11 protein-coding genes and 1 pseudogene are annotated in these 12,271 nt (G+C 67.3%); 4 read left to right on the plus strand and 8 right to left on the minus strand.

Annotated features, from left to right (window positions below; genetic code table 11):
* The 4 genes and pseudogenes from ADBZ5N_RS12915 to thiO form a co-directional block, all read right to left on the minus strand.
* Positions 1-445: pseudogene (locus ADBZ5N_RS12915) on the minus strand (amidohydrolase); the annotation flags it as partial.
* Between the two features lie 28 nt (positions 446-473).
* Positions 474-1,265 (minus strand): thiazole synthase, encoded by a 792-nt coding sequence (locus ADBZ5N_RS12920; protein ID WP_526257902.1) that lies wholly within the window; start codon positions 1,263-1,265, stop codon positions 474-476.
* The gene (gene thiS, locus ADBZ5N_RS12925; protein ID WP_526257904.1) at positions 1,258-1,455 is read right to left on the minus strand and encodes a sulfur carrier protein ThiS; all 198 of its coding nucleotides are present in this window, start codon (positions 1,453-1,455) and stop codon (positions 1,258-1,260) included. Before thiS ends, ADBZ5N_RS12920 begins: the two co-directional genes overlap by 8 nt.
* Positions 1,452-2,480, minus strand: a complete 1,029-nt coding sequence (gene thiO, locus ADBZ5N_RS12930; protein WP_526257906.1) for a glycine oxidase ThiO — start codon at positions 2,478-2,480, stop codon at positions 1,452-1,454. The genes thiS and thiO overlap by 4 nt, the downstream gene beginning before the upstream one ends.
* 128 nt (positions 2,481-2,608) lie before the next feature.
* Between thiO and thiE the strand changes: the two genes are divergently transcribed.
* Positions 2,609-3,271, plus strand: a complete 663-nt coding sequence (gene thiE / locus ADBZ5N_RS12935; RefSeq protein WP_526257908.1) for a thiamine phosphate synthase — start codon at positions 2,609-2,611, stop codon at positions 3,269-3,271.
* Here thiE and ADBZ5N_RS12940 read toward each other — a convergent pair.
* Positions 3,252-3,842, minus strand: coding sequence for an NUDIX hydrolase (locus tag ADBZ5N_RS12940; RefSeq protein WP_526257910.1), 591 nt, complete (start codon positions 3,840-3,842; stop codon positions 3,252-3,254). The genes thiE and ADBZ5N_RS12940 overlap by 20 nt on opposite strands.
* 120 nt (positions 3,843-3,962) lie before the next feature.
* On the opposite strand from ADBZ5N_RS12940, the gene glnX reads away from it, so the two are divergent.
* The 3 genes from glnX to ADBZ5N_RS12955 are packed head-to-tail and all read left to right on the plus strand — an operon-like array spanning position 3,963 to position 8,496.
* On the plus strand, positions 3,963-5,282 hold the full coding sequence (gene glnX, locus ADBZ5N_RS12945; protein ID WP_526257912.1) for a protein kinase G-activating protein GlnX: 1,320 nt from the start codon (positions 3,963-3,965) through the stop codon (positions 5,280-5,282).
* On the plus strand, positions 5,276-6,253 hold the full coding sequence (locus ADBZ5N_RS12950) for a glutamate ABC transporter substrate-binding protein (RefSeq protein ID WP_526257922.1): 978 nt from the start codon (positions 5,276-5,278) through the stop codon (positions 6,251-6,253). Before glnX ends, ADBZ5N_RS12950 begins: the two co-directional genes overlap by 7 nt.
* Positions 6,253-8,496, plus strand: coding sequence for a tetratricopeptide repeat protein (locus ADBZ5N_RS12955; protein WP_526257914.1), 2,244 nt, complete (start codon positions 6,253-6,255; stop codon positions 8,494-8,496). Before ADBZ5N_RS12950 ends, ADBZ5N_RS12955 begins: the two co-directional genes overlap by 1 nt.
* Before the next feature lie 34 nt (positions 8,497-8,530).
* On the opposite strand, the gene ADBZ5N_RS12960 is transcribed toward ADBZ5N_RS12955, so the two are convergent.
* From ADBZ5N_RS12960 to ADBZ5N_RS12970, 3 genes are all read right to left on the minus strand, one after another.
* Positions 8,531-9,718: an acetate/propionate family kinase gene (locus ADBZ5N_RS12960; protein ID WP_526257916.1), complete on the minus strand. Its 1,188-nt coding sequence runs from the start codon at positions 9,716-9,718 to the stop codon at positions 8,531-8,533.
* 13 nt (positions 9,719-9,731) lie between these two features.
* Entirely contained in the window at positions 9,732-11,810 is a 2,079-nt protein-coding gene (gene pta, locus ADBZ5N_RS12965; RefSeq protein ID WP_526257918.1) for a phosphate acetyltransferase, read from the minus strand.
* 40 nt (positions 11,811-11,850) lie between these two features.
* On the minus strand, positions 11,851-12,271 hold a 421-nt coding region (locus ADBZ5N_RS12970), incomplete at its 5' end, for an LLM class flavin-dependent oxidoreductase (RefSeq protein WP_526257920.1).

Consider the following 12,271-nt stretch of genomic DNA (forward strand, 5'->3'; position numbering starts at 1 on the left):
CCGGTGTCTCTTCGGCCGGCGCCGCGACCAGTGGCCCGCTGACACCGTATTCGGGAGTGCCGGCGCTGTACTTGAGCACGCCGGCCTTGACGGCGGCCCCACCGACCGACAGATCAGGGTCCCCGTGTTGGAAGACACGGACCTCGAACTCGGGCGTCTCCACGTCGAAACCCCTGTCGCGCAGCACCTCCACCACGTAGTCGACTGACGCGTCATACCCGGGGGTTCCGGTGGCGCGGGTTCCGCCGTGCACATTGGCGATGTCCTGCAGTTTTTCCAGGTGCGCTGTCATCGCCTCGACGGTCACCTTGTCGCGCAACTGCGTCGCGAACTGCCACGCCGCCTTGTTCTCGACCACAGGCTGGGCGTTCTCCGGCGACTTCGTGCAGCCCAGTGCCGCGGCGACCAGGGCGCACACCATCACCATCCGGGGTGTTCGCATCATCGGATCCAGATTAGCCGCCCGGGCCGAATCAGGCTTTGCGCGCAGATCGCGGGCCTGCGGGCAGGCCGGGACTGGATGCCTGCGCCCAGAATCGCTTCGGTATCCGGCCTGCCTGCCGGGCCAGGTAGCCGGCCGTCACGGCGGCGGCCATCGCCGCGGCCATCACCGGCGGATCCGCGGCGCGGGTCACCGCCGTGGCCAGCAGCACCGCGTCGCAGCCCAACTCCATGGCCAGGGCGGCGTCACTGGCCGTTCCGATACCGGCGTCGAGAATCACCGGGACGGCTGCGGCAACCGCAATCATCTCGATGTTGTGCGGGTTGCAGATGCCCAGACCGGTGCCGATCGGTGAGCCCAGGGGCATCACGGCCGCGCATCCGACGTCCTCGAGCCGGCGGGCCAGCACCGGATCATCGTTGGTGTAGGGCAACACCACAAAGCCTTCGTCGACCAGGTGCTCTGCGGCGCGCACCAACTCGACGCCGTCGGGCAACAGCGTCCGCTCATCGGCGATGACTTCCAGTTTGATCCACTCGGTTCCCAGGGCCTCCCGGGCGAGTTGTGCGGTCAGGACGGCTTCAGCGGCGCTGCGGCAGCCCGCCGTGTTGGGCAGCGGGGCTATCTGCAACCGGGACAGCAGATCCAGCACACCGGTGCCTCCCTCGGCGTCGACGCGCCGCATCGCCACTGTGGTGATCTCGGTGCCCGAGGCGACGAGGGCTTCCTCCAGCACCTTCAGGCTCGGGGCGCCGCCGGTGCCCAGGATCAGCCGGGACCCGAAGCTGCGCCCGGCGATGCTCAGGCAGTCGGGTTCAGCCACCCTGCACCGCCGTGACCACCTCGACGTGGGCGCCGTCCGGTAGCGGCTCGGCCCAGCGCGAGCGGGGCAGGACCGCCCAGTTCACCGCAACCGCAACACCCTTGTCCGGCAACCCGAGCCGAGTCAAGAGATCGGCGACCGTCGTATCCTCGTCGACCCGCAGGTTGTCGTCGTTGACCGTGACCCTCATACGAGTGCTCCCACCTCCAGTTCCGCGGCGATCTGCTCGGCTGTCCAGGGCGCCAGCAGGAAGCCGGACCGGCCGTGCCCGGTGGCGACCAGGGTGTGACTGTCCAGACGGCCCACCAGTGGCAGGTTGTCGGGGGTCGTCGGCCGCAGTCCGGCCGCGCATTCGGCGAGCTCGTACTCACCGAGAGCCGGAAGCACGGCGCAGGCGTCGTCGAGCAGATCTCGAACGCCGTTAACCGACGGTGCGGTGTCGCGTCCGTGTTCGTACTGGGTGGCACCGACGACCACACCGTCGGCGCGCGGCACCAGGTAGATCGGCCTGCCGTGCACGCGCGCCCGGATCATCCTGCCCGGCACCGGCATACAGCCCGGACGCCAGCGCAGTCTCAGCACCTCTCCCTTGACCGGGCGCACCGCCAGACCGGGCCACAGGCGTGGGGCGTCGATCCCGTTGGCGATCACCACGGTGTCGGTTCCGCCGCGGGCGTCATCGAGTCGGTCCACCGGTCCGGCCCACTGCACACCGAGCCGGCCGCAGTGATCCTCGAGTGCCGCCATGAGCATGCGGTTATCGACGGCGAGTTCGTCAAGCGCCTGGAAGCCGTGCCGGATCCCCTGGGCCAGCAGGGGTTCGATGTCGCGGGCTGAGTTCGTCACGGCCACCGGATGACCCTGCCCGGCCAACCACTGCACCTGGGTCTGCAGATCGGCGGCGTCGGCACGATCGACGGCTACCACCAGAGACTCCCGCGCGATGACGGTCTCCGGCGGCAACTCATCCAGAAAACCGTTGCGCCACAGCCGCAGTGACTCCACACCGATGGCCAGCAGCCGTTCCTCACCAGGCCAGCCTTCGCTGTTAGGGGCGAGCATCCCGCCGGCGACCCAGGAGGTGCCGGGCCCGATGGCGTCCGGATCGCTTCGCTCCTGCCGGTGCACCCGTACCGCCAGACCGGCCAGTGCGGCGCGGCGGGCCACCGCCAGACCGATGACACCGCCACCGATGACGGACAACGCCTGCGACATGTCGTTCTCGCTTCCTCCGCCGGCATGACCCGGATCAGGTGTGACGGTCTGGACAGGCGTTTCCACTCTCAGTCCCCGTTCCCGGGACTCCCGTGTCGAGCCTCCACGCTAGCCGCTAGCGTCTGGGTGTGCACGACCGTCGATCCCGGCTCCAGACCGCACGGTTGTATCTGTGCACCGATGCGCGCCGTGAGCGAGGCGACCTCGCCGAATTCGCCAACGCCGTGCTGGCCGGTGGGGTGGACGTCATCCAACTGCGCGACAAAGGCTCTCCCGGCGAACAGCGGTTCGGCCCATTGGAGGCCCGCGGTGAGTTGGCCGCCGTGGAGATCCTCACCGAGGTGGCACGGCGACACGGTGCCCTGGTGGCGGTCAATGACCGCGCCGATATCGCCCGGGCCGCCGAGGCCGATGTGCTGCATCTGGGACAGGACGATCTGCCGCTGGCTGTTGCCCGCGAGATCGTCGGCCCCGACACCGTGATCGGCCGGTCCACCCACGAGAGCGGCGAGGCCGCCCGCGCGTTGATGGAGGACGTCGACTACTTCTGTGTCGGACCCTGCTGGCCGACCCCGACCAAACCGGGCCGGCCCGCGCCCGGACTGGATCTGGTGCGGACGGTGACGTCGATGAACTCCGATAAGCCGTGGTTCGCCATCGGCGGTATCGACGAGCAGCGACTCGGTGAGGTCCTTCAGGCGGGCGCCCGACGGATCGTGGTGGTGCGGGCCATCACCGAGGCTGCCGACCCGGGCGCGGCCGCACAGCGGCTCAGCGCGGCGCTGGACTGACTCCCGCTGGACCGGCTCCGGGGCTGCACCAGGCGAAGATCTCCTCTTCGATCACGACCGTGTGAGGTTGCTGCATCCGGCAGTCATGAGGGGGCGCCGTTGCGTTGGTGCGCAACGACTCCCAACTGCTTGCGAACGCCGGATGAAGCGGCAGATCGGCCACCTGATGTTCAGGCACCCACCGAAGCTCCGAACTCTCGCTGTTGGGCACGGTGTGCAACAGCTCCCCGGCGTCTGCGACAACCGTGGTGTAGGTCCAGATCCGACCAGTCGGTCCGGGCACGCTCGCGGTGACCACGCTGACGTGAACGAGGATCTGGTCCGGGGACAGCCCGGCCTCCTCGTAGGCCTCCCGTACCGCGGCATCGTGAGCCTGCTCATGGCTGTCCAGCGCGCCGCCCGGCAATGCCCACGTGCCACCCTGGTGGCTCCAGGGAGCGCGGTGCTGGAGCAGTATCGCGGGGGAGCCGTCATGCCAGGGGGCGCGCAGCAGCAGACCCGCCGCGCCGTGCACACCCCAGTGACGGGTGCCGGACTCGGAGAACACCCAGCCGTCGCCATCGCCTCGCACGGAATTCAGAATAGGCGTGCGACGCTGAAGCGGGTCTAGTCGAACGTACGCGAAGCGTTGCGGTGGCTCTTAGACTTCACTCATATAGTTTTCAGGTAACGGAAATGGGGTTCGCGTGAGGTGACCGTCGAGCTGGCGCACCCGTCGACCGAGCCGTTGGCACAACGGGCGCCGACTGAGCCCGCTCACCCGCGGTGGTGGTTCTTCAACACCACACCCGGGCGGATTCTGACCATCGGCGTCATCCTGGCCATGCTCGGGATCCTCAGCGCGTTCGCCATCTCCACGACCATCAACGAGCGCCAGAATCAGTTGACCGCCGTGCTCGAACACACCGAACCGCTGTCCTTCGCCGCCGGCCAGCTCTACACCACACTGTCGGTCGCCGACGCGGCCGCGGCGACGGCCTTCATCGCCGGCTCCGAACCGGAGGCGGTGCGGCAGCGCTACGAACAGGCCATCACCGGGGCCGCCGTTGCGGTCACCCAGTCATCCAGCGGCCTGACCGACCCGCCCCTGGTCGAACTCCTCGGCCGCATCAACGCCCAGTTGGCCGTCTACGCCGGCTTGATCGAAACGGCCCGCACCAACAACAGGATGGGCAACCCGGTCGGATCGTCCTACCTGTCGGAGGCCTCGGCGCTGATGCAGGACACGATCCTGCCGGATGCGCAGCGTCTCTATGAGGCCACGTCAGCGCGGGTGGACGCCGAAACCACCGCATCGGCATCGATCCCGGCGCCGGTGATCATCGTGGTGGCCGCCACCCTAGGTTTCGGACTGTTCGCCCACCGTTGGCTGGCCCGGCGCACCAAACGGCGAGTCAACCTCGGCCTGGTGGCCGGCGGCCTGGCGATCGCGGTGATGATCGTCTGGGTGGGCACTGCGCTGGCCATCTCCACCGCCGGCAGCCGTGCCGCGCAGAACACCGCTGCGGACTCGCTGCGCACGGTGACCAATCTCGCCATTACTGCCCAACAGGCGCGGGCAGACGAAACGCTGTCCCTGGTCCGGCGCGGCGACGAGGACGTCCGCAAGCGGTCTTACTACCAGCGGGTCGACGCGATGCGTGAGCAGTTGGCCCGCTACCTCGCCCGCGAGGACAACGTGGACAAGACCGGTCTGGCCCAGGCTGACCAACTGCTGGAACGGTGGCGCCAGGCCGACGTGCGGATCAACGATTACATCGCCGTGGGCAACTATCAGGCCGCCACGCAGGTGGCACTGGGCACCGGCGAGGATGACTCCACCCCGGCCTTCGACAAGCTGAATGACGCATTGGCCCAAGGTATTCAGGAGAGCCGCAAGCAGTTGAGGTCACACATCCTGTCGGCCCGACGGGTGTTGTCGGGCACTACGGTGGGCGGGGCCGTGCTGTCGGTGGGCGCAGCGGTGGCGGTCGCGCTGGGTCTGTGGCCGAGAATGAGTGAGTACTGGTGAGGACCGCTCGCATAGGCAGGGCTGCGGCCGCAGTGTTCGCGGCCGCCCTCGTCGGCGCCTGTGGTCACCCCGTCGATCTCCCGGCATCCCCGGTGCCCTCACTGGACCCGCCACGTCCGGCCGGCATGCAGCAACTGCCCCCAGGGCCGGCGCTGCCGCCCGACCCGGACCAGAACAACTGCGACCGCACCGCAAGCCTGCGGCCCTTCCCCACCCGGGCACAGGCCGACGCCGCCGTCGTCGCGATCCGGGACCGCAAGCGCCTGCTGGTCGGCTTGGACGTCGGCAGCAACCTGTTCTCCTTCCGGGACCCGATCAGCGGGCAGATCACCGGATTCGATGTGGATATCGCTGGTGAGGTGGCCCGGGACATCTTCGGTAACCCATCCGCGGTGGAGTACCGCATCCTGTCTTCGGCCGACCGGATCGCCGCCCTGCAGAACAACACCGTCGATATTGTGGTCAAGACGATGACCATGACGTGCGAGCGGCGTAAACAGGTCTACTTCTCGACGGCCTACCTCGTTGCCTCACAACGGATCCTGGCACCACGCGACTCGGAGATCGCCGGACCTTCGGATCTGTCAGGGAAGCGGGTGTGCGTGGTGAACGGGACCACCTCGCAACGCAGGGTTCAGCAAATCGATCCTCCTGCGACGATCGTCACGGTGGTGAGCTGGGCGGATTGCCTGGTGGCGCTGCAGCAACGCGATGTCGACGCGGTCAGTACCGACGATGCGCTGCTGGCCGGCCTGGTGGCCCAGGATCCGTATCTGCACATCGTCGGCCCGAATATGGCCGAACAGCCCTACGGAATCGGCGTCAGTCTGGCCAACGCCGGGCTGGTTCGTTTCGTCAACGCCACGCTGGAGCGGATACGCAACGACGGAACCTGGAACACGTTGTACCGCAAGTGGTTGACGGTGCTCGGACCGGCACCGGCACCACCCACCCCGAGGTATCTGGACTGATGAGCGCCGAACAGCACGCCATCGACGTCGGAACCCAGCCGGCCAGCCTGTCCGACCTCGGCATGGACTCCGCGTCGACCATGCGGGCGATGTCGACCCAGGCCGTGTTCCGGCCGAATTTCGACGACGACGAGGATCAGTCCCCCCGCAGCGAGCCGATTGAGGCCGACGAGTCGACGGTGGCCCGCCCGGTCTCGCCGACGCGTCGACTCGGCGGTGGCTTGGTGGAGATCCCCCGGGTGCCCGAGATCGACCCACTGGCAGCACTGATGGTCGATCCCGTAGTGACGGAGTCGAAACGGTTCTGCTGGACCTGTGGCCGACCGGTCGGCCGATCCACCGACGCGCATCCCGGGGAGTCTGAGGGCGCCTGCCCGCACTGCGGTAGTGCCTTCTCGTTTCTGCCTCAACTGAACCCCGGCGACATGGTGGCCGACCAGTACGAGATCAAGGGCTGCGTCGCCCACGGCGGCCTGGGCTGGGTGTATCTGGCGGTCGACCACAACGTCAACGAGCGTCCGGTGGTGCTCAAGGGTCTGGTCCATTCCGGCGATGCCGAGGCCCAAGCCATCGCCATGGCGGAGCGGCAGTTCCTGGCTGAGGTCGTGCATCCCTCGATCGTGAAGATCTACAACTTCGTCGAACATTCCGATTCCCACGGCGAACCGGTCGGCTACATCGTCATGGAATACGTCGGCGGCAAGTCCCTCAAGCTGCCGAAGGGCGAGAAGCTGCCGGTTTCCGAAGCGATCGCCTACATGCTCGAAATCCTGCCGGCGCTGGGCTATCTGCACTCAATCGGGTTGTGTTACAACGACCTAAAGCCGGAGAACATCATGTTGACCGAGGAGCAGCTCAAGCTGATCGACCTCGGTGCGGTGTCACCGGTCAACTCCTTCGGCTATCTGTACGGAACACCCGGCTACCAGGCACCGGAGATCGTCCGGACCGGGCCGACCGTCGCAACGGACATCTACACCGTCGGACGGACGTTGGCGGCGCTCACCCTCAACCTGCGGACCCGCGACGGCCGCTACGTCGACGGGCTGCCGCCGGATGATCCGGTGCTGACCAAGTACGACTCCTTCGCCCGGATGTTGCGGCGCTCCATCGACCCGGACCCCAAACGGCGGTTCACCAGTGCCGAGGAGATGAGTTCCCAACTGCTGGGTGTGTTGCGTGAAGTGGTGGCTACCGACACCGGGATTCCGCGGCCGGGTCTTTCCACGGTGTTCACCCGGACCCGGTCGACGTTCGGGGTGGAACTGCTGGTGGCCCACACCGACGTCTACCTCGACGGGTTGGTACACGCCGAGAAACTGACCGCGCCGGAGATTGTGACGGCACTACCTGTTCCACTGGTCGACCCGACCGATGTGGCGGCCACCGTGCTCTCGGCGACGGTGTTGTCACAACCTGTGCAAACCCTGGATTCGCTGCGCGCCGCCCGGCACGGCAGCCTGGACTCCGAGGGTGTGGACGTGTCGGAATCGGTGGAACTTCCGCTGATGGAGGTGCGTGCCCTGCTCGATCTCGGCGACGTGGCCAAGGCCAGCCGAAAGCTGGAGGATCTCGCCGATCGGGTGGGCTGGCGGTGGCGGCTGGTGTGGTTCAAGGCGGTGTCGCAGCTATTGTCCGGCGACTATGACTCCGCCATCAAGCATTTCACCGAGGTGCTCGACATCTTTCCCGGCGAGCTTGCCCCGAAGCTCGCGCTGGCGGCCACCGCGGAGTTGGCCGGCACCTCCGACGAGGGGCCCTTCTACGAGACGGTCTGGCACACGGACAACAACATCATCTCCGCGGGTTTCGGACTGGCCCGCGCCCAGTCGGTGGAGGGCGACCGCGAAGGGGCGGTGACCACTCTGGATGAGGTACCAGTCGGCTCACGGCATTTCACCACCTCGAGGTTGACCAGTGCGGTGACGCTGCTGTCCGGTCGCTCCGCCCACGAACTCAGCGAGGAACAGATCCGCGACGCCGCTCGTCGAGTCGAGGCGCTGCCGGACACCGAACCGCGCGTTTTGCAGATCCGCGCCCTGGTGTTGGGAACGGCGATGGACTGGATCGCCGACAACAAGGCCGACCCCAGCCCGATCCTGGGGTTCGGTTTCACCGACCACGGGTTGCGACTCGGGGTTGAAGCTTCGTTGCGCAGCCTCGCCCGGGTGGCCACCAGCCAGGCGCATCGCTACGCGCTGGTCGACTTGGCCAACGAAGTTCGCCCGACCACGACGTTCTAGCCGTCGACTGTGCGCTGAGTGCGTCGGGACGGGCTCAGACCACCGTCATCGACGCCCGGGCGATCGCCAACTCCTCATCGGTCGGGATGACCAGCACCGTCGTCGGCGACTTCTCCGCCGAGATCCGCCGCGCACCGCGCACCGGGCTGTCGTTGAGGTGTTCGTCGAGTTCGATGCCCAGTCGGCTCATCCCGCTCAGGGCATCACGGCGGACCGTGGCCTGGTTCTCCCCCACCCCGGCGGTGAAGGTGATGACGTCGACGTGGCCGAGCAGTGCCAGGTAGGCGCCGATGTACTTGCGCAGTCGATGGATGTAGACCTCGTAGGCCAGCATGGCGGCCTCGTCGCCGTCCTTGATGCGTTGGTCGATCATCCGCATGTCTCCGTCGCCGCATAAACCGAACAGCCCGGAGTGGCGGTTGAGCATGGTTTCGATCTCGTCGATGCTCATATCCGCGGTGCGCGCCAGGTAGCTGATCACGCCGGCGTCGATGTCGCCGGCGCGGGTGCCCATCACCAGACCCTCCATCGGTGTGAGCCCCATCGAGGTGTCGACGGGCCGCCCCGCGGCGATGGCCGACGCCGACGCGCCGTTGCCCAGGTGCAGCACAATCTGGTTCAGCGACTCCACCGGCGCGGCCAGGAACTCCGCGGCCTGCCGGCTGACGAACTCATGCGAGGTGCCGTGGAATCCGTAGCGGCGGATCCGCCACTTCGCCGCGACCTCACGGTCGATGGCGTAGTTGGCCGCGGCGGCGGGCAGGTTGTGGAAGAACGCGGTGTCGAACACCGCGACGTGCGGCAGGTCCGGCAGCACCTTGCGAGCCACCTCGATGCCCAGCACCGCGGGCGGGTTGTGTAACGGCGCCAGCGAAGCCAACTCGCGCAACTCCTCGACAAGGTCGTCGTCGACGAGGGTTGGCCGGTAGAGGTTGGGACCACCGTGCACCACACGGTGGCCGACGGCCACCAGACCAAGGTTGTCCAGGCTCTCACCTGCTTCAGCGACCAGATCGAAGGCCAGTCGCAGCGCCGCCTCGTGGTCGGCCACCCGACCCTCGCGCTCGATCTTGGCCTCGCCGAGGCGCAGCTTGGCCTTCGAGGTCTCCTCCCCGATCCGCTCCACGATCCCGTCGAAGATCGACGTGCCTGTATCAGGTTCGACGAGTTGATATTTCAGCGACGAGGATCCCGAGTTGAGGACTAGGACGGTACCGGCCATCACAACCTCTCCATCATTGTTTCTGGGCCTGGATCGCGGTGATCGCGACGGTGTAGACGATGTCCTCCACGAGCGCTCCTCGGGACAGGTCGTTGACAGGTTTGTTCAGGCCCTGCAGCACCGGACCGATCGCGACGGCACCGGCACTGCGCTGCACCGCCTTATAGGTGTTGTTGCCGGTGTTGAGGTCGGGGAAGATCAACACCGTGGCGCGGCCCGCGACCGGCGAATCGGGCATCTTGGCGGCGGCCACGGTGGGTTCCACTGCGGCGTCGTACTGGATCGGCCCCTCCACCAACAGGCTCGGCTCGCGCTGGCGGACGAGTTCGGTTGCGGCCCTGACCTTGTCGACTCCGGCACCGCTGCCGGACTCCCCGGTCGAGTACGACAGCATCGCCACCCTGGGGTCGATGCCGAACTGGGCCGCGGTCCGCGCCGAACTGATGGCGATGTCGGCCAGTTCCTCCGACGTCGGGTCCGGCACGATCGCGCAGTCACCGTAGGCCAGCACGCGATCGGACAGACACATCAGGAAGATGCTGGAGACCGTGGACACCCCGGGTTGGGTCTTGATGATCTCGAAGGCCGGACGCACAGTGTGGGCGGTGGTGTGCGCGGCACCGGAGACCATGCCGTCGACGATGTCGTTGTGCACCAGCATCGTCCCGAAATAGGAGACATCCTGGACGATCTCGCGGGCCTGCTCGACGGTGACACCCTTTTTCTTGCGGAGTTCGGCGTACTGCTCGGCGAACTTCTCGCACAGTTCACTGGTGCGCGGATTGAGCACCGTCGCAGCACCCAGGTCGACGCCGAGTTCGGAGGCCCGGGCCCGGATCTGGGTCTCGTCACCCAGGATGGTCAACTCCGCGATGCCTCGGCGCAGCAGCCGTCCGGCCGCCTGCAGGATCCGGTCGTCGTCACCCTCGGGCAGCACGATGCGCTGACGGTCGCTGCGCGCCCGTTCCATCAACTGGTAGGCGAACATCTGCGGTGTCGTGACCGAGGGGATGGGGATCGCCAGCCGCTGCAGCATGTCTCCGATGTCGACGTGGCGATCCATCAACTGCAGCGCGGTGTCGATCTTGCGCTCGGAGTTCTGGGTAACCCGGCCCGGTGTGTTGGCCACCGCGCTGGCGGTCGCGAACGTGCCGAGATCCGTGGCGATGATCGGCAGCCGCAACCCCACACCGGTGACCAGCCGGCCGACCTCGCGGTGCAGCGGCAACCCGCCGTTGAGGATGATGGTCGAGATCGACGGAAACCCCTCGGCGGCATGGGCGCTGGCCACCGCCAGCACGACGTCGGAGCGGTCGCCCGGGGTGATCACCGCCGCTCCTTCGGTCAGCCGCTCCAGGACGTGTTCGGCGGTCATGCCCGCGACCATCACGTGGAGCACCTCTCGGCCCAGCAGCGAGGTGTCGCCGTGGATCAGGGTGCCGTCGACCGCGGTCAGCAGTTCCCCGACCGTCGGGGCAACCAGCAGCGGCTCCTCGGGGATCACGTAGACCGGGGCACCCAGATCCTGGCAGGCCGCGGCGACCGCCTCCATCTGCATCGGATCGCACCGGTTGGCCACCACCGCCGCGGTGTGGGCGTGCTGGGCGGCCAGTTCCACAATGCAGAGTTCAATCGCCTGCGCGACCTCCTCAGGGGTGCGGTCGAAGGCGCGTACCGACAGCACCACTGGAGCGCCGAGGTTCACCGCGATGCGCGCGTTGACGCTCAACTCGGTGGGTGTGGCCACGTCGGTGTAGTCGGAGCCGACGATCACCATGGCGTCGCACCGGGAGGCCACCGCGTGGTAACGGTCGACGATGTCGGCGATCGCGCTGTCGGTGTCCTCGTGCAGGCGCTGGTAGGTGACCCCGACGCACTCGTCGTAGGTCAAGCCGTCGTCGCTCTGGGCCAGCAGCAACTCCAGGATGTAATCGCGTTCTTCGCGGCGAGTGATGGGCCGGAACACCCCGACCTTGGGCACCATGGCCGAAAGCCGGTTGAGGATGCCCAACGCGATGGTGGACTTTCCGGTTTCGCCTTCGGGCGAGGCGACGTAGATGGACGTCGGGCCGCTGGAGATGGGGTCGGTCACGACGACAGCATCTCTCAGTCGGGCGCGATGAGTCCGGCGATTAGCCCAGTTTGCGCAACCTGGGCAGCAGGTCGCGCTCGAACAGTTCCAGGAACCGGCGCTGGTCGTGGCCCGGAGCGTGGAAGACTAGGTGATTCAGCCCGTAACCGACGTAGTCGGCCACCTTCTCCACGGCCTCGTCCGGGTCGCTGGAGACGATCCAGCGCTTGGCCACCTGCTCGATCGGCAGCTCATCAGCCAACCGCTCCATCTCCATCGGATCGGAGACGCTGTGCTTCTGCTCCGGCGTGAGCGACAGCGGGGCCCAGAACCGAGTGTTGTTGAGCGCCGCATCCGGATCGGGGTCGTAGGAGATCTTGATCTCGATCAGCTTGTCGACCGTGTCGAGGTCTCGGCCGGCCGCAGCGGCGCCTTCGGCCACCGCCGGCAGCAGCTTGTCGGTGTAGAGCTCCTCACCCTTG

It is taken from the genome of Mycobacterium sp. (genome assembly GCF_044370595.1).
Taxonomy (GTDB): Bacteria; Actinomycetota; Actinomycetes; order Mycobacteriales; family Mycobacteriaceae; genus Mycobacterium.